Source organism: Pseudomonas sp. AA-38 (genome assembly GCF_029457475.1).
Lineage (GTDB): Bacteria > Pseudomonadota > Gammaproteobacteria > Pseudomonadales > Pseudomonadaceae > Aquipseudomonas.
Window position 1 is genome coordinate 2,406,452 of sequence record NZ_CP120359.1, and the last position, 17,946, is coordinate 2,424,397.

A 17,946-nucleotide genomic window follows, 5' to 3' on the forward strand; every position below is an offset into this window, starting at 1 on the left:
AAGTAAAGCGACGGAATAGTGACAGACGCTGTGCGCTGCTGCACAAAAAAGCATGGAGAAGGGGGCAATAAACCACTGGGTTGGTACTGCTTCTTTGGGGGCGCCGAAGGACGCCGGCAGAGACGTTTGCGATACCGCCAGGCATAAAAAAGCCCCGGCAAGCCGGGGCGGATTAGGCAAAAGGCGCAGCGGGTGCGTGGCCCGCTGCGGGGAACCGTTCTTAGTGGAACTGGTTCATGGTGTTGTCTTTACCACTGGCTTTCAGAGCAGCTTCGCCAGCGAAGTACTCCTTGTGGTTGTCGCCGATGTCGGAGCCAGCCATGTTCTGGTGCTTGACGCAGGCGATGCCCTGACGGATTTCCTGACGCTGCACGCCCTTGACGTAGGCCAGCATGCCCTGGTCGGCGAAGTAGCCCTTGGCCAGGTTGTCGGTGGACAGAGCCGCAGTGTGGTAGGTCGGCAGGGTGATCAGGTGGTGGAAGATGCCGGCATGGGCCGAACCGTCGCGCTGGAAGGTACGGATCTTCTCGTCGGCCAGCTTGGCCAGTTCGGTCTCGTCGTATTCCACGCTCATCAGCTTGGCACGGTCGTAGGCGGACACGTCCTTGCCTTCGGCAACCATGGTGTCGAACACCTGCTGACGGAAGTTCAGGGTCCAGTTGAAGGACGGGCTGTTGTTATAGACCAGCTTGGCGTTCGGGATGACTTCGCGGATGCGATCAACCATGCCCTTGATCTGGCCAACGTGCGGCTTCTCGGTCTCGATCCACAGCAGGTCGGCGCCGTTCTGCAGGCTGGTGATGCAGTCCAGTACGCAGCGATCTTCGCCAGTGCCCTTGCGGAACTGGAACAGGTTGGACGGCAGGCGCTTGGGACGCAGCAGTTTGCCTTCGCGCTTGATCACGACGTCGCCGTTGCCCAGCTCGGCTTCGGAGATTTCTTCGCAATCGAGGAAGGAGTTGTACAGGTCGCCCAGGTCGCCCGGCTTGTTGGTGACGGCGATCTGCTTGGTCAGGCCGGCGCCCAGGGAGTCGGTACGGGCGACGATCACGCCGTTGTCGATGCCCAGCTCGAGGAAGGCATAGCGAACGGCAGCGATCTTGGCGAGGAAGTCGGCGTGGGGAACGGTCACTTTACCGTCCTGGTGACCGCACTGTTTCTCGTCGGAAACCTGGTTCTCGATCTGGATGCAGCAGGCACCGGCTTCGATCATGCGCTTGGCCAGCAGGTAGGTGGCTTCCGGGTTACCGAAGCCCGCGTCGATGTCGGCAATGATCGGGACGATGTGGGTCTCGAAGTTGTCGATCTGGTTCTGGATCTCGGCAGCCTTGGCCTGGTCGCCGGCTTCGCGAGCGGCATCCAGCGCGGTGAACAGCAGATCCAGCTCGCGGCTGTCGGCCTGACGCAGGAAGGTGTACAGCTCCTCGATCAGGTCGGAGACGGCGGTCTTCTCGTGCATCGACTGATCTGGCAGCGGGCCGAAGTCCGAGCGCAGGGCGGCGACCATCCAGCCGGACAGGTACAGGTATTTCTTGTTGGTGGTCTTCAGGTGCTTCTTGATCGAGATCAGCTTCTGCTGACCGATGAAGCCGTGCCAGCAGCCCAGGGACTGGGTGTAGAGGGAGGAGTCGGCGTCGTACTCTTCCATGTCCTTGCGCATGATGTCAGCGGTGTACTGAGCGATTTCCAGACCAGTCTTGAAGCGGTTCTGGGCGCGCATACGGGCGACGGACTCGGGGTTGATAGCGCTCCAGCTGCTGCCGAACTTCTCTTTCAGAGCGGCTACAGCCTTGATGTCGTTTTGATATGCGGACATGGTCAATCCTTCAAAGAATGTGTTGTTTGAGCACCAACTACCCACTCTAGACGCGCATGAATGCGACGGCTGCGGGCGGCTACCACTTCGACGGCGAGAAAACGGCTGAAAGGCGAGGTTGTACTGCGAGGAGGGGGGCAGGCGAGCAGGCCGCCGGTTGCTACAGGCTTCGGGCTCGTGGAAACCCTTGGCGCAGTGCTGAGTCTGGCGATCTGTCTGTTACTTGACGCTTCCCCGTCCCTCAGGACAACTTCGTTCCAGTCGCAACCTCGTCGTACGGCCTTGTGGGCTGTTGGGACACGGACCGCTACGAAGTGCTTCGTTGGCGATCTGGAGATCCTTTTCAGGACCCCTGGCTAGCGGGAGCGAAGCCATCATGCCTCTCGTCAGGTGCTTCGTCAAACGTTTTGTAGTGCTTTTTTCGGACTACTACATATTCAGTAGACGACTGGTCGGTCACGCATCGCGCCGCATGGGGCGGGCGTTTCAGGGCTTTCAGGGGTTGCGCGACTTGTCCATGCTTCCAGAGGGGCAGGGGCATTGGACTTTGGTCGGAGATATCAGTCGAGGGCTTCGACCTTGATGCGCAGGGACATGTCTTCACGCCCTTGGGTGCTGTAGCGGCGCAGGACGTCGCTCTCGCCGGAGCTGCTTTGCTCGCTGACGCCGCCCAGGGTCATCCACTCGCCGAGACGGCCGCTGACACGGGTATCGGTGCTCTGCACGTCGATCGCGCCCGGCCGGCTGTTGCTGAGCCGATCACGCTGACTGCTGATGGTGAGGTGTACCAGTTCGCCGGAGAGGCTTGCTGTCACGTAGAAGCCGCGGGTCACGTCGCGATACTGAGTGTCCTGATAGACCTGGCCGTAGGGGCCGGTGCGGGTGCTGGTCAAGGGCACGCTCTGGCCCACCTGGATCAGCGCCGGATAGCCTTCGGTGGCCTGCACCTGCTGGGTGCCACCGCCACGGCTGTCGGTGCTGCGGCGGATGATGCGGACTTGGTCACGGCCGTTGACTTCGCCACGGCCGATCTGCACCTCGGCGTTACCGGCACTGAGGCTGCCGTCGACGCCATAGCCGCGGTCGTTCTGCTGGCTGCTATCGGCGCTTTCCACGGTGATCAGCAGGCGCCGTGGGCGGGTATCGAGCTGCTGTAGCAGTACGCGTACTTCGCCGATCTTGGCCGGCGGCGCATTGACGATCAGTTGGTTGCCATAGGCGCTGACCTTGCCCTCGCTGCCGAGCATCGACTGCACCACGCCGAGCACCTCGTCGGCGGTGCGGTAGTTCAGCGGAATCACCTCCGTGGCCGCCTGCAGGGGCAGGCACAGGCAGAGCAGCAGGGCAGTGAGCAGCTTACGCAGGGTCATAGCAGGAAGCTCCGCAGATCGGGGTCGGTAATGCTGGTGTCCCAGGCCTGGTCGAACTGGGTCCGATGTTGACGCACGCGCGCCGGATCGGCGTAGACGGCGTAACCGGCATGCTGATCGAGTTCTGGGCGCAGCAGCAAACCGCTGTCGTCAGCAATCAGATAGCTTTGCTCGAGACTGGGGTAATCAGGATTGAGCTTGCGGATATGCAGGTTGGAAGACAGTCGCCGCGATAGGGCGAGCAGGCGATGGCCTTCCTTCACGGCGCGGCTCGTATCGCGCAACAGGATGCGCAGGCGTGCCCGCGGGCTTGCCAGCAGAAAGCGACTGCAGGCTTGCTGCACACTGCCATGGTTGTAGAGCCAGGGCTCCAGGTCGTCGCTGTACAGGCACAGGCTGCGTTGCGCCTGCTGCATCAGTGCCAGAACGTGGGCGCAAGCTTCCGGCGGCTGGCTGAAACGCTCCAGGCGCTCATGCTGACCAAGGATGAAGGGAGCAGCATCCCACTGCCTCGCCTCTGGCGTGACGGGCTCTGGATTGTGCACGGCAAAACGCCCCGGCGACTGAAATTCGATGGCCGCCATTTCCATGGATTCTGGCGTATCGATTGTGTCGGCCGGGACGTGTTTGTCGTTCATCTGCTTCTCTATTGGCTGGTGCGCACCATATCGACGTGCGGTATGCCGGCGTCGAGGTACTCGTCGCTGACAATCCTGAAGCCTAGCCTTTCATAGAACGGCGTGGCGTGCACCTGAGCGGTGAGCATTTGCTGATGCAGGCCGCGTTTTTCCGCTTCGGCGATCACCGCCTGCATCAGCGTCTCGCCAACCTTGAGGCCGCGCCAGTCCTTGAGTACCGAGACACGACCGATATGTCCATCCGGTAGCAGACGCGCGGTGCCCACGGCGTAATCACCTTCCTCGGCGAGGAAGTGCACCGCTTCGGCATCCTCGGCGTCCCATTCCAGCTCGGGCGGTACCGATTGCTCGGCGACGAAGACGGTGTCGCGGATACGGCGGAGTTCGGCGCTGTCTCGGTACCAATCCGCCACGCGAACGGTGATCTCACTCATCGGCAAACCCCAGGCTGCCCTGTTTGACCAGTTCCCACAGCAGGGTACGCCCCTCGTCGTCGGCCAGCCAGGCGCCGAGGTTTTCCACATGTAACGCATCGGCGCTGCAGATCAGCTTCAGCAGCTCGCGCAGGTTGGTCGAAACCAAGCGGCTCTGGCCGCTGGCGAACAGCACCAGGTCTTCACCCACTTCCGACCACGCCATGCGCGCGCTGGGGTTGCGGATGAGGATCGCGCCGTCTTCCAAGGCGCCGAGGAAGTCTTCCTCCTCGATCTCGATGCCGGCGACCAGCTCCGGATACTTGGGTTCGGTCATGAACTGGCCGAACCAGGTCATCAGCAGACGCTCGTCGCTCATGTGTTCGTTGAGCAAGGCCTTGAGACGCTCCAGGGCGTCGCGCTGGATCTGGTTGGGATCCTCGCTGGGCTGGATGTCGGCATCGCTGTAGCGCTCTTCGTCGGGCAGGAACTGGCCGAGGAAGTCAGTGAAATGGGTCAGTACTTCGGCGGCGCTTGGCGCGCGGAAGCCCACGGAATAGGTCATGCAATCATCCTCAGCGGTGCCACAGTGGGCGAGGCAGGGCGGCAGGTAGAGCATGTCGCCGGGTGCCAGCACCCATTCATCGGTTGGGTCGAATTGAGCCAGGATCTTCAGATCGGCGTGGGGGAGCAGCGGGCTGTCGGCATCGCACATCTGGCCAATCTGCCAGCGGCGATGGCCGTGAGCCTGCAGCAGGAATACGTCGTAGTTGTCGAAATGCGGGCCGACGCCGCCACCAGGGGCGGCGAAACTGATCATCAGGTCGTCGATGCGCCACTTGGGCAGGAACTTGAAGTCTTCCAGCAGTTCGGCCACTTCCGGGACGAACTGGTCGACGGCTTGCACCAGCAGGGTCCAGTCACGCTCGGGCAGCGTCTGGAAGGTGTCTTCGTTGAATGGGCCGCGCTGCAGCTCCCAGGGGCGCTCGCCATGCTCGATCACCAGGCGCGACTCGACTTCTTCTTCCAGCGCCAGGCCGGCCAGTTCGTCCGGGCTGATCGGACTCTCGAAGTCAGGAATGGCCTGGCGCACCAGCAGCGGCTTCTTCTGCCAGTAGTCACGCAGGAATTCACGGGCTGTGAGGCCACCCAGCAACTGCAGCGGAGTATCAGGATTCATCGATAAGCCCTTGAAATGGATAAAAACCTTTAAACAAAAACGCCCGGCTCAGCCGGGCGTCCTCGAGGCTGGTGTACTCAGATACGCTTGGCCTGAGCCACGGCGTTACCGATATAGCGCGCCGGAGTCAGTTGCTTGAGCTCTTCCTTGGCGGCGGTCGGCATGTCCAGACCGTCGATGAAAGCTTGCAGCGCTTCGGCGCTGATGCCCTTGCCGCGGGTCAATTCCTTGAGCTTTTCATAGGGGTTCTCAATGGCGTAGCGGCGCATCACGGTCTGGATCGGCTCGGCGAGCACTTCCCAGCAGGCATCCAGATCTTCAGCAATTCGCTGAGCATTGAGCTCCAACTTGCTGATTCCCTTGAGGCTTGCCTCATAGGCGATGACGCTGTGAGCGAAGCCGACACCCAGGTTGCGCAGCACGGTGGAGTCGGTCAGATCGCGCTGCCAGCGGGATATCGGCAACTTGCTGGCCAGGTGCTGGAAGATGGCGTTGGCGATGCCCAGATTACCTTCGGAGTTCTCGAAGTCGATCGGGTTGACCTTGTGCGGCATGGTCGAGGAGCCGATCTCGCCGGCCACGGTCTTCTGCTTGAAGTAACCGAGGGAAATGTAGCCCCAGACGTCGCGATCGAAGTCGATGAGGATGGTGTTGAAGCGGGCGATGGCGTCGAACAGCTCGGCGATGTAGTCGTGCGGCTCGATCTGGGTGGTGTAGGGGTTCCAGGAGAGGCCCAGGTCGTTTTCGATGAACTGACGGGCATTGGCCTCCCAGTCGATGCTCGGGTAGGCCGACAGGTGGGCGTTGTAGTTGCCCACGGCGCCGTTGATCTTGCCCAGCAACGGCACGGCGGCGACCTGGGCGATCTGCCGCTCCAGGCGGTAGACGACGTTGGCCAGTTCTTTGCCCAGAGTGGTGGGCGAGGCTGGCTGGCCGTGGGTGCGCGAGAGCATCGGCACGTCAGCGAATTTGACGGCCAGTTCACGAATGGCACCTGCCAGTTGCTTCATCAGCGGCAGCAGCACGCTGTCACGGCCTTCGCGCAGCATCAGGGCGTGGGACAGGTTGTTGATGTCCTCGCTGGTGCAGGCGAAGTGGATGAACTCGCTGACCTTGTCCAGTTCCGGCAGCTTGGCGGCCTGCTCCTTGAGCAGGTACTCCACGGCCTTGACGTCGTGGTTGGTGGTGCGCTCGATTTCCTTGACGCGCTCGGCGTGCTCGACGGCGAAGTTCTCTGCCAGCTCGTTGAGCAGGGCGTTGGCTTCGGCGGAGAAGGGCGCGACTTCCGGGATGCCTTCGTGGGCGGCCAGGCGCTGCAGCCAGCGCACTTCGACCAGGACGCGGCTACGGATCAGGCCGTATTCGCTGAAGATGGGGCGCAGGGCGCTGGTTTTGCCGGCGTAGCGGCCGTCGACGGGGGAAACCGCGGTGAGCGAGGAAAGCTGCATGTGGGCGTTCTCGGGCTGTCGGGCTGATAGGTCATCCGGGGCTCTGCGCATGACGCCTGCCTCATTGAAGCGGGCTCTAGCTCAGGCGCCTGGATGGCCTCTGACGAAAAGGGCGCATATTGTACATGAAAGAGCAGCCGCAAGCTTCAAGCTTCAAGCGGCAAGTAGAACCCGCTCAGGAAATGCTGCGGTTCTTGCTGTTACTTGCAGCTTGTCGCTTGCGGCTGATGGAAAGCAGGCTGGCGGCGAAGATGAATGCCGCGCCGAGCAGCGAGAGGTTGTCCGGCGTCTCGCCCCACAATAGCCAGGCGATGAGGCCGGCGAAGACGATGGCCAGGTAGGCGACTGGGCCGATCAGCCCAGGCGGTGCCAGGCCATAGGCGCGCGACATGATCACCTGGCTGGCGGTGGCCAGTAGGCCAATGCCCAGTAGCCAACCAAGCTGGTTGGCATCCAGTGGTTGCCAACTCCAGGACAAGGGAATGGCGGAAAACAGCGCGCTGAACAGCGAGAAATAGAAGACGATGCGCGTGGCTGGCTCGCTGTCGCTCATCTCGCGGATGGACACGAAAGCGAAGGCGGCCAGCAGGCTGGCGGCCAGGCCGACCAATGCTTCGCCCTCGAACAGAGCGGCGCTGGGTTTGGCCACCAGGGCCACGCCGCACAGACCGATCAGGCTGCTGATGAGCATGCGTCGAGTCAGCGGCTCCTTGAGCCAGAAATGAGCGATCAGCGGAGTGAACACCGGTGCCGAGTAGGTGAACAGCATGGCGTCGGCCAGCGGCAGGTGGGCGATGGCGTAGAAGAAGCAGTACATCGCCGCCAGGCCGTAGGTGGTGCGCCACAGGTGAGATTTCAGACGAGTGGTGCGCAGTGGCCTGACCCCGCGCACCAACAGCAGTGGCAGAAAGAACAGCACGCCCACCAGATTGCGGAAGAACACCACCGACTCGTTGTTGACGCTGGCGGAAATCTCGCGGATGCCGACGCCGGTAAAGGCGAGCAGCAGGGCGGATATGGCCAGCAGGAGGGCGCCCTGCAGCGGTCTGCTGCTGCGAGTCGGGGCGCTCATTCAGGCGCGCATCAGGGCGTAGAGTTCCTTGAGCAACTTGCCGCGACTGAATACCAGTTGCCAGCGATGCCCACCGAGTTGGCGCCACAGGCGGGCCGAACGAATGCCGGCAAGCAGCAGGGCGCGGATCTTCGCGGCGTTGTTCGGCTGCTGCAGGAAACGCATGTCGCCATGCACCTGAATGCGCTGGCGGAAGGTGCTGATGGTGTCCTGGTACAGGCCACCACAAGCCGCGATGACGTTGTCATGCACCAGGCCGAAGTGCTCGACCTGTTGCTGGATCTGATCCAGGCGGCTGCCCATGATTTCCAGCATGTCGCTGCGTTTGTCCAGTTGTCGCTCCAGGCCGATCAGCGCCAGGGAATAGCGCAGTGGTTCGCGCTGCAGGGCCGACGGGTTGCGTTCCAGGGCGCTGATCAGAGCGCGATAGCCGTCACGCAGGTTGAGGTCGTCGCCACCGTAGACGTCCAGTGTGCTTTGCGGATCACGGACGAGAAGGCTGCCGAGCATGCAGCCCAGCGACGCTTCGCTGATCTGGCCGGTGCGGGCGATCCGGTCCGCCAGCACGGCGGCCTCGAAGACGGCGCCGAGGGCGACCAATTGCTCCTGAATCGGGGTCATCGAGCATCCCCTTGGCAAGCTTCGGCGGTTTCGATCACACCGCCACCCAGGCACACCTCGCCGTCGTAGAACACCACGGACTGGCCCGGGGTAACGGCGCGCTGGGGCTCGTCGAACAGGGCGCGATAGCCGTTCTCGGTTCTCTCCAGGGTACAGTTCTGATCGCTCTGGCGGTAACGCACCTTTGCGCTCAGGCGCCGCGGGGCGCTCAGATCCACCGGGTTGACCCAGTAGATGTCCGAGGCGAGCAGGGCACGGGAGAACAGCCAGGGGTGCTCGTTGCCTTGGCCGACGATCAGCACGTTGCGGGTCAGATCCTTGCGCAGTACGTACCAGGGCTCGTCGCCGGCATCCTTCATGCCGCCGATACCCAGGCCTTGGCGCTGACCGATGGTGTGGTACATCAGGCCATGATGACGGCCGATGACCTGGCCATCGGTGGTCTCGATGTCGCCCGGTTGGGCCGGCAGGTACTGCTTGAGAAAGTCGCTGAAACGGCGTTCGCCGATGAAGCAGATGCCGGTGGAGTCCTTCTTCTTCGCCGTGGCCAGCTCGTATTTCTCGGCGATTGCCCGTACTTGCGGCTTTTCCAGTTCCCCGACCGGGAACAGGGTCTTGGCGATCTGCTCGCCGCCGACGGCGTGCAGGAAGTAGCTCTGATCCTTGTTCGGATCCAGCCCCTTGAGCAGTTCGGTACGGCCCTCGATGTCGCGGCGGCGCACGTAGTGGCCGGTGGCAATCAGGTCAGCGCCCAGGCTCAGGGCGTAGTCGAGGAAGGCCTTGAACTTGATTTCGCGGTTGCAGAGGATGTCCGGGTTAGGTGTGCGTCCGGCCTTGTATTCGGCCAGGAAGTGCTCGAACACGTTGTCCCAGTATTCGGCGGCGAAGTTGGCGGTATGCAGCTTGATGCCGATGCGGTCGCATACGGCCTGGGCGTCGGCCAGGTCATCCATGGCGGTGCAGTATTCGGTGCCGTCGTCTTCGTCCCAGTTCTTCATGAACAGGCCTTCGACCTGGTAACCCTGCTCCAACAGTAGCAGGGCGGAAACGGACGAATCGACGCCGCCGGACATGCCGACGATCACGCGTTGGGTGCTAGGTGCTTGCATGGGAGTCTGCGAGTGAAGCCTGAAAAACTGACGAGTCTACCAGAAAGCCTGCCCCCATAGCCCGGATGAAATCCGGGACGTTCGAGCGTAGGGTCATCTGCAGGGTGCGCTGTGCGCACCGAGCAAGCACCGCGCTATTTCGTGGTGCGCGCAGCGCACCCTACACGAAGGCATGCGCTGACGATCAATCGCGCACCAGCTCCAGCGGCCCGCTGACGCCGGCCAGGTAATCCTCCACGCAGCGCAGTACCAGCTCGCTGCGCCAGCGTTCGGGCTGGGCGGCCAGTTCATCGCGGCTCAGCCAGGTGATGCCGCTGATGTCGGCGTCCAGCTCGCGCTCGGGGTCGTGGCGCAACGGGCGGGCGCTGAAGCACACGCGCTGGTAGGTCACGCCGTTGCTCGGCGCGGTGTAGAGATAGATGCCGGTCAGGCCGGTCAGCTCCACGTCCCAGCCGGTTTCTTCGAGGGTTTCGCGCAGCGCGGCCTGGCGCAGCGATTCGTTGGCTTCCAGGTGCCCGGCAGGCTGGTTGAGTACCAGGCGACCGGCCTTGAGTTCCTCGACGAAGAGGAAGCGGCCCTGATCTTCGATGACCGTGGCCACGGTGATATGGGGTTGCCACTGCATTTCGCTTGCTCCAGATGGAAGTGGGGATTTTCGACATCGCGCCATAAAAAAGAACCCCGGCACAAGACCGGGGTTCTTTCACACTCAGGCCTTATCAGGCATTCAGTGCAGCCAGAGCAGCATTGAAGGTTGCACTGGGGCGCATCACCTTGCTGGTCAGTTCGGGGTTGGAGCGGTAGTAGCCGCCGATGTCGGCCGGCTTGCCCTGTACGGCAGCCAGTTCGGCAACGATGGTGGCTTCCTGCTCGGTCAGTTGCTTGGCCAGCGGGGTGAAGTGAGCCTTCAGCTCGGCATCGTCGTTCTGCTCGGCCAGGGCTTGCGCCCAGTACAGCGCCAGGTAGAAGTGGCTGCCGCGGTTGTCGATCTCGCCCACCTTGCGCGCCGGGGACTTGTTGTTGTCCAGCAGCTTGCCGGTGGCCTGATCCAGGGTCTTGCCCAGCACCTTGGCCTTGGCGTTGTCGGTCTTGATGCCGGTTTCTTCCAGCGACACGGCCAGGGCCAGGAACTCGCCAAGCGAATCCCAGCGCAGGTAGTTCTCTTCCACCAGTTGCTGCACGTGCTTGGGCGCGGAACCGCCGGCGCCGGTTTCGTACATGCCGCCACCCGCCATCAGCGGCACGATGGACAGCATCTTGGCCGAGGTGCCCAGCTCCATGATCGGGAACAGGTCGGTCAGGTAGTCACGCAGTACGTTGCCGGTTACCGAGATGGTGTCCTGGCCACGGATCATGCGCTCCATGGATACGCGGATGGCCTCGTTGTAGCCCATCATGCGGATGTCCAGACCAGTCAGGTCGTGGTCCTTGAGGTACAGCTCGACCTTCTTCTGCAGCTCGCGGTCGTGGGCACGCTCAGGATCCAGCCAGAAGATGGCCGGGGTATTGGACTGACGGGCGCGGGTAACAGCCAGCTTGACCCAGTCGCGGATCGGCGCGTCCTTGGTCTGGCAGGCGCGCCAGATGTCGCCGGCTTCGACTTCGTGCTGCATCAGTACGGTACCGTCGGCGGCCACGACGCGCATGGTGCCATCGGCGGTCATCTCGAAGGTCTTGTCGTGAGAACCGTATTCTTCGGCCTTCTGCGCCATCAGGCCGACGTTCGGCACGCTGCCCATGGTGGTCGGGTCGAAGGCACCGTTGGTTTTGCAGAAGTTGATCATTTCCTGGTAAATGCGAGCGTAGGTGCTCTCAGGCATGACGGCCTTGGTGTCTTTCTGCTTGCCGTCCTTGCCCCACATCTGACCGGAGTTGCGGATCATCGCCGGCATCGAGGCGTCAACGATGACGTCGCTCGGGATGTGCAGGTTGGTGATGCCCTTGACCGAGTCGACCATGGCCATTTCCGGGCGATGGGCGTAGACCTCGTGGATGTCATGGAGAATTTCTTCCTGCTGCGAAACCGGCAGTGTCTTGATCTTGTCGTAGACGCTGCTGATGCCGTTGTTCGGGTTGACGCCCAGTTCCTTGAACAGCGCGCCGTACTTGTCGAACACGTCCTTGTAGTAGACGCTGACGGCGTGACCGAAGACGATGGGGTGGGAGACCTTCATCATGGTCGCCTTGACGTGCAGGGACCACATCACGCCGGTTTCCTTGCAGTCTTGCAGGGTCTTCTCGAAGAAGTCACGCAGCTTGCGGCAGCTCATGAACATGCTGTCGAACACTTCGCCTTCCTGCAGGGTGAGTTGCTTCTTGACCTCGACCTTGCCGTCCTTGCCGACGAACTCGATGCGCACGTCGCCGGCCTTGGCCATGGTGATCGATTGCTCGCTGGAGAAGAAGTCGCCGCCGCGCATGTAGTCGGCGTGGGACTGCGAGGCCATGCTCCACTTGCCCATGCTATGCGGGTGCTTGCGGGCGTAGGCCTTGACCGCGGCCGGGGCGCGACGGTCGGAGTTGCCTTCGCGCAGCACCGGGTTCACCGCGCTGCCGAGGATCTTGGCGTAACGGGCGCGCACTTCCTTGTCTTCCTCGCTCTGCGGGTCTTCCGGGAAGTTGGGGATGTTGTAGCCCTGGGCCTGCAGCTCGGCGATGGCAGCTTTGAGCTGGGGTACGGAGGCGCTGATGTTGGGCAGCTTGATGATGTTGGCGTCCGGCTGCAGGGTCAGCTCGGCCAGTTTGGCCAGGTCGTCGTCGATGCGCTTGTCGGCATCCAGGCGGTCGGCAAAGCTTGCCAGGATGCGCCCGGCAAGAGAGATGTCGCGGGTTTCAACGGCGATATTGGCCGATGCGGCGAAGGCTTCCACGATGGGCAGAAGCGAATAGGTAGCAAGGGCCGGAGCTTCGTCGGTGAAGGTGTAGATGATCTTCGAGGGGGTGGACATTTAGCGTTAACTCTCTTCTTTGCTGAGCGCGCATAGAAACTCGACCTGCGCCGGTAAGCGCTTGAGCCCCCTGGTGGTGGGGCCGGGTCGAGGACTCGCCGCGGTGATGTTGGATGCACCCGTAGAGTGTCGAGCGTTTCGAGCCTGTGGCCGGTGGTGGCCTGCCACAGGTTTCAAGAGGCTGCCATCCGGTTCCAGACGGGCCACCCCTTATGACTCGTTAGTCACCTAAGCAGTATATCACTGCGTCGACGCGTCGCAGAATGCCCAGTTGCATAAGACCTTTGCATGCGTGTCTGAATCTTCTCTTTGCGCTACTCTCGGGAGTGCACACTGTCTAACCATGAGATGGAGTCCAGCAATGGGATACCAAAAGATCCAGGTGCCAGCCAAGGGTGACAAAATCACCGTCAATGCCGATATGTCGCTGAACGTTCCGAACAACCCGATCATCCCCTACATCGAGGGCGATGGTATCGGCGTGGATATTTCCCCGGTGATGCTCAAGGTGGTCGATGCCGCAGTCGAGAAGGCCTATGGCGGCGCCCGCAAGATTTCCTGGATGGAGGTTTACGCCGGCGAGAAGGCCACCCAAGTCTATGACCAGGACACTTGGCTGCCGAAGGAAACCCTCGAGGCCGTGCGTGATTACGTGGTCTCGATCAAGGGGCCGCTGACCACTCCGGTGGGCGGCGGCATTCGCTCGCTCAACGTGGCGCTGCGTCAGGAGCTCGACCTGTACGTCTGTCAGCGCCCGGTACGCTGGTTCGAGGGCGTGCCCAGCCCGGTCAAGAAACCGGGTGACGTGGACATGGTGATCTTCCGCGAGAACTCCGAGGACATCTATGCCGGCGTCGAATGGAAAGCCGGCAGTCCCGAGGCGGAGAAGGTCATCAAGTTCCTCACCGAAGAGATGGGGGTCAAGAAGATCCGCTTCACCGACATGTGCGGCATCGGCATCAAGCCGGTTTCCGAGGCTGGCACCAAGCGCCTGGTGCGCAAGGCTCTGCAGTACGCGGTGGACAACGATCGCAGCTCGGTGACCCTGGTGCACAAGGGCAACATCATGAAATTCACCGAAGGTGCCTTCAAGGAGTGGGGCTATGAGCTCGCACGCGAGGAATTCGGTGCCGAGCTGCTCGATGGTGGCCCCTGGATGCAGTTCAAGAACCCGCGCACCGGCAAGAACATCGTGGTCAAGGACGTAATCGCCGACGCCATGCTGCAGCAGATTCTGTTGCGTCCGGCCGAGTATGACGTAATCGCCACCCTCAACCTCAATGGCGACTACCTGTCCGATGCGCTGGCGGCGGAAGTGGGCGGCATCGGTATCGCGCCGGGCGCCAACCTGTCGGATTCGGTGGCCATGTTCGAGGCGACCCACGGTACCGCGCCGAAATACGCTGGCCAGGACAAGGTCAACCCGGGCTCGGTGATCCTCTCGGCCGAGATGATGCTGCGCCATATGGGCTGGACCGAAGCGGCCGACCTGATCATCAAGGGCACCAATGGCGCCATTGCTGCCAAGACCGTCACCTATGACTTCGAGCGTTTGATGGATGGGGCGAAGCTGCTGTCCTGCTCCGAGTTCGGCGACGCCATGATCGCGCACATGTAATGCCAGGCTGTAGATAAAGAAAAGGCCAGTCACATGACTGGCCTTTTCTCTTGGTGGATCAGGGAAGTATCAGGCGTCGACGGGGCTCTCACTGCTGGCCGTGTGTGGCGCGCTGACCGTGGCGTCCGTTGCCGTGGTGGCGGCGCTGATGTTGACAGCGTGCAAGCCCTTGGGCCCTTGCACGATGTCGAAGCGAACCGCCTGACCTGCCTTGAGTGTCTTGTAACCCTCCATCTGAATGGCCGAGTAGTGGGCGAACAGGTCCTCATCTCGACCATCGGCCAGGATGAATCCATAGCCTTTGGCGTTGTTGAACCACTTGACCTTACCGCTGAGCATGCTCACATCCCTCTGCAAAGAACCCCATCTCTGGAGTATCATCCACTTCGATTCCGCGCGTTAACCGATCCGGCTGGGCGACGGCGCGGAATCCCTGAAACCCTGAAATTGAAAGGGTATTTATTGGTTGTAACACCCTTTTGCCGATAGTCAAGTTGGCACGGCAATGGGTTGAGAAGTCAGTCAAACTCCTTCAAGCATCCCCCCGTTCGTCCAGCCGAGAACCTTTGATTCCAACATGCATGCAAGTAGCCAGATTCGACTAACATTCAATCAGGATCACCCGGCAGAGCATGAGGACGACTCCTCTGGCGTCGCGATCCAGGAATCCAAGCCAGCGCTCAAGGCACCACCGCTGTACAAGGTTGTCCTATTCAACGATGACTACACCCCGATGGATTTCGTCGTCGAAGTGCTTGAAACCTTCTTCGGCATGAATCGGGAGCTGGCGACCAAGATCATGTTGGCCGTCCATACAGAAGGACGTGCGGTATGCGGCGTCTACACCCGTGACATTGCGGAGACCAAGGCCATGCAGGTCAATCAGTACGCACGGGAGAGCCAGCATCCGCTACTCTGTGAAATAGAGAAGGACGGCTAACGCCGGCCACTTGGGTATGAGGTGAAGCTATGTTGAACCGAGAGCTCGAAGTCACCCTCAATCTGGCCTTCAAAGAGGCTCGCGCCAAGCGTCATGAGTTCATGACGGTCGAGCACCTGCTGTTGGCCTTGCTCGACAACGAGGCGGCAGCCAGCGTGCTGCGTGCCTGTGGAGCCAATCTCGACAAGCTGCGCCATGACCTGCAGGAGTTCATCGACTCCACCACGCCATTGATTCCCCAGCATGACGAAGACCGCGAAACCCAGCCGACCCTGGGCTTCCAGCGCGTGTTGCAGCGCGCGGTGTTCCATGTGCAAAGCTCCGGCAAGCGCGAGGTGACCGGTGCCAATGTGCTGGTGGCGATTTTCAGCGAGCAGGAAAGCCAGGCGGTATTCCTGCTCAAGCAACAGAGCGTGGCCCGTATCGACGTGGTCAACTACATCGCTCATGGTATTTCCAAGGTGCCGGGCCATGGCGATCAGCATGAGCATGACCCGGAGATGCAGGACGAGGAGGGTGGCGAAGCTTCCGCCTCTGGCAATCCGCTCGATGCCTATGCCAGCAACCTGAACGAGCTGGCCCGCCAGGGCCGCATCGATCCGCTGGTCGGTCGTGAGCATGAAGTCGAGCGCGTGGCGCAGATTCTCGCTCGTCGGCGCAAGAACAACCCGTTGCTGGTCGGCGAGGCTGGCGTCGGCAAGACCGCCATCGCCGAAGGCCTGGCCAAGCGCATCGTCGACGAACAAGTGCCCGACCTGCTGGCCGACAGCGTGGTCTACTCGCTGGATCTCGGTGCCTTGCTGGCCGGCACCAAGTACCGGGGCGACTTCGAGAAGCGCTTCAAGGCGCTGCTCAACGAGCTGCGCAAGCGCCCGCACGCGATCCTGTTCATCGATGAGATCCACACCATCATCGGTGCCGGGGCTGCCTCGGGCGGAGTGATGGATGCCTCCAACCTGCTCAAGCCGCTGTTGTCCTCCGGCGAGATCCGCTGCATCGGCTCCACCACTTTCCAGGAATTCCGTGGCATCTTCGAGAAGGATCGCGCCCTGGCACGTCGCTTCCAGAAGGTCGACGTGGTCGAGCCCTCGGTCGAGGATACCGTCGGCATCCTCAAGGGGCTCAAGGCACGTTTCGAGCAACACCACCACATCGAATACAGCGACGAGGCTCTGCGCGCCGCTGCCGAACTGGCCGCGCGCTACATCAATGACCGGCACATGCCGGACAAGGCCATCGATGTGATCGACGAGGCCGGCGCCTATCAGCGCCTGCAGCCGGAAGACAAGCGCGTGGCGCGTATCGATGTGGCCCAGGTCGAGGACATCGTCGCCAAGATCGCGCGAATTCCGCCGAAGCATGTCTCCAGCTCCGACAAGGAACTGCTGCGCAATCTGGAGCGCGACCTCAAGCTCACCGTCTTCGGCCAGGACGCCGCCATCGATTCGCTGGCCACCGCTATCAAGCTGTCGCGCGCCGGGCTCAAGGCGCCGGACAAGCCGGTGGGCTCGTTCCTCTTCGCCGGCCCCACCGGTGTCGGCAAGACCGAGGCGGCGCGGCAACTGGCCAAAGCGCTGGGGATCGAGCTGGTGCGCTTCGACATGTCCGAGTACATGGAACGCCATACCGTGTCGCGCCTGATCGGTGCGCCGCCCGGCTACGTGGGTTTCGACCAGGGCGGTCTGCTCACCGAGGCCATCACCAAGCAGCCGCACTGCGTGCTGCTGCTCGATGAGATCGAGAAGGCTCACCCGGAAGTCTTCAACCTGCTGCTGCAGGTGATGGATCACGGCACCCTGACCGACAACAACGGGCGCAAGGCGGACTTCCGTAACGTGATCCTGATCATGACCACCAACGCCGGTGCGGAAACCGCGTCGCGGGCGTCGATCGGCTTCACCCAGCAGGATCACTCCACCGATGCCATGGAAGTCATCAAGAAGAGCTTCACCCCGGAGTTCCGCAACCGTCTGGATACCATCATCCAGTTTGGCCGCCTGAGTCACGAAGTGATCAAGAGCATCGTCGACAAGTTCCTCACCGAACTGCAGGCGCAGCTCGAGGACAAGCATGTCACGCTGGAGGTCAGCGATGCGGCGCGCGGTTGGCTGGCCGAACGTGGCTACGACGTGCAGATGGGCGCCAGGCCGATGGCACGCCTGATCCAGGACAAGATCAAGCGTCCGTTGGCGGAGGAAATCCTCTTTGGCGAACTGGCCGAGCACGGCGGCGTGGTCTACATCGACATCAAGGATGGCGAGCCGAGCTTCGAGTTCGAGACGGCGGCGGAGGTCGCCTGATCGCCACGCAGGTTGCAGCGGCTTCGGCCGCTGCGCTTCTAGGGCGCCTCTAAAAACGTAAGCGAGGCAGTCAGCGCAATACCGATGGCGGCCCCGCAAAAACAGGCGAAAAAGCGCAGTTTACGTGTTGTAAATGAGCATTTTGAGCCTGTTTTTAACGCGGCGATGGCTACGCAGGTAGTTTTTAGAGTTGCCCTTAGGGGGCAACGAAAACGCCCGGCAGATGCCGGGCGTTTTCGTTTGGTGCTTGGCTTAACGGGCGCGGTAGGTGATGCGGCCCTTGCTCAAGTCATAAGGTGTCAGTTCGACGCGCACCTTGTCACCAGTGAGAATGCGGATGTAGTTCTTGCGCATCTTGCCGGAGATGTGCGCGGTAACGACGTGCCCGTTTTCCAACTCCACGCGGAACATGGTGTTGGGCAGGGTGTCGACGACAGTGCCTTCCATTTCGAAGCTGTCTTCTTTCGACATGC

The 17,946-nt window shown here is 61.8% G+C and carries 16 protein-coding genes; 3 read left to right on the forward strand and 13 right to left on the reverse strand.

Going from position 1 to position 17,946, the window contains the following annotated elements; all coding sequences use genetic code 11:
* Nucleotides 1-220 precede the first annotated feature (220 nt).
* The 11 genes from PVE35_RS10910 to PVE35_RS10960 form a co-directional block, all read right to left on the reverse strand.
* Nucleotides 221-1,816: an isocitrate lyase gene (locus PVE35_RS10910; RefSeq protein ID WP_268184031.1), complete on the reverse strand. Its 1,596-nt coding sequence runs from the start codon at nt 1,814-1,816 to the stop codon at nt 221-223.
* Between the two features lie 560 nt (nt 1,817-2,376).
* Complete coding sequence (locus tag PVE35_RS10915; protein ID WP_268184032.1) at nt 2,377-3,186, reverse strand: secretin N-terminal domain-containing protein; 810 nt, start codon at nt 3,184-3,186, stop codon at nt 2,377-2,379.
* Nucleotides 3,183-3,824, reverse strand: coding sequence for a histone acetyltransferase HPA2 (locus tag PVE35_RS10920; RefSeq protein WP_268184034.1), 642 nt, complete (start codon nt 3,822-3,824; stop codon nt 3,183-3,185). The genes PVE35_RS10915 and PVE35_RS10920 overlap by 4 nt, the downstream gene beginning before the upstream one ends.
* Nucleotides 3,825-3,832: 8 nt before the next feature.
* A complete protein-coding gene (locus PVE35_RS10925; RefSeq protein WP_268184035.1) occupies nt 3,833-4,258 on the reverse strand; it encodes a GNAT family N-acetyltransferase in 426 nt (141 codons plus the stop codon).
* Nucleotides 4,251-5,417 carry a cupin domain-containing protein gene (locus PVE35_RS10930; RefSeq protein WP_268184038.1) on the reverse strand — a complete coding sequence of 389 codons (1,167 nt, stop codon included), beginning with the start codon at nt 5,415-5,417 and terminating at the stop codon, nt 4,251-4,253. Before PVE35_RS10930 ends, PVE35_RS10925 begins: the two co-directional genes overlap by 8 nt.
* Before the next feature lie 77 nt (nt 5,418-5,494).
* Complete coding sequence (gene purB, locus PVE35_RS10935) at nt 5,495-6,865, reverse strand: adenylosuccinate lyase (protein WP_268184040.1); 1,371 nt, start codon at nt 6,863-6,865, stop codon at nt 5,495-5,497.
* A gap of 175 nt (nt 6,866-7,040) precedes the next feature.
* Nucleotides 7,041-7,937: a DMT family transporter gene (locus PVE35_RS10940; protein ID WP_277374639.1), complete on the reverse strand. Its 897-nt coding sequence runs from the start codon at nt 7,935-7,937 to the stop codon at nt 7,041-7,043.
* Nucleotides 7,938-8,558, reverse strand: a complete 621-nt coding sequence (gene hflD, locus PVE35_RS10945; RefSeq protein ID WP_268184045.1) for a high frequency lysogenization protein HflD — start codon at nt 8,556-8,558, stop codon at nt 7,938-7,940.
* Complete coding sequence (gene mnmA / locus PVE35_RS10950) at nt 8,555-9,667, reverse strand: tRNA 2-thiouridine(34) synthase MnmA (RefSeq protein WP_277374640.1); 1,113 nt, start codon at nt 9,665-9,667, stop codon at nt 8,555-8,557. The genes hflD and mnmA overlap by 4 nt, the downstream gene beginning before the upstream one ends.
* A gap of 184 nt (nt 9,668-9,851) precedes the next feature.
* Nucleotides 9,852-10,292, reverse strand: coding sequence for an NUDIX hydrolase (locus PVE35_RS10955; protein WP_277374641.1), 441 nt, complete (start codon nt 10,290-10,292; stop codon nt 9,852-9,854).
* 94 nt (nt 10,293-10,386) lie between these two features.
* Nucleotides 10,387-12,615, reverse strand: coding sequence for an NADP-dependent isocitrate dehydrogenase (locus PVE35_RS10960; protein ID WP_277374642.1), 2,229 nt, complete (start codon nt 12,613-12,615; stop codon nt 10,387-10,389).
* A 361-nt stretch (nt 12,616-12,976) separates the two neighbouring features.
* Here PVE35_RS10960 and icd point away from each other — a divergent pair, with 361 nt between their 5' ends.
* Nucleotides 12,977-14,233, forward strand: a complete 1,257-nt coding sequence (gene icd, locus PVE35_RS10965; RefSeq protein ID WP_277374643.1) for an NADP-dependent isocitrate dehydrogenase — start codon at nt 12,977-12,979, stop codon at nt 14,231-14,233.
* Between the two features lie 69 nt (nt 14,234-14,302).
* On the opposite strand, the gene cspD is transcribed toward icd, so the two are convergent.
* The gene (gene cspD / locus PVE35_RS10970; protein ID WP_268184053.1) at nt 14,303-14,572 is read right to left on the reverse strand and encodes a cold shock domain-containing protein CspD; all 270 of its coding nucleotides are present in this window, start codon (nt 14,570-14,572) and stop codon (nt 14,303-14,305) included.
* A gap of 238 nt (nt 14,573-14,810) precedes the next feature.
* Here cspD and clpS point away from each other — a divergent pair, with 238 nt between their 5' ends.
* Both clpS and clpA read left to right on the forward strand, forming a co-directional pair.
* Nucleotides 14,811-15,173, forward strand: coding sequence for an ATP-dependent Clp protease adapter ClpS (gene clpS / locus PVE35_RS10975; RefSeq protein WP_268184055.1), 363 nt, complete (start codon nt 14,811-14,813; stop codon nt 15,171-15,173).
* 29 nt (nt 15,174-15,202) lie between these two features.
* Nucleotides 15,203-17,473, forward strand: a complete 2,271-nt coding sequence (clpA, locus tag PVE35_RS10980) for an ATP-dependent Clp protease ATP-binding subunit ClpA (RefSeq protein ID WP_268184056.1) — start codon at nt 15,203-15,205, stop codon at nt 17,471-17,473.
* 252 nt (nt 17,474-17,725) lie between these two features.
* Here clpA and infA read toward each other — a convergent pair whose 3' ends face one another.
* Nucleotides 17,726-17,944: a translation initiation factor IF-1 gene (gene infA / locus PVE35_RS10985; protein ID WP_002553999.1), complete on the reverse strand. Its 219-nt coding sequence runs from the start codon at nt 17,942-17,944 to the stop codon at nt 17,726-17,728.
* Nucleotides 17,945-17,946: the final 2 nt, after the last annotated feature.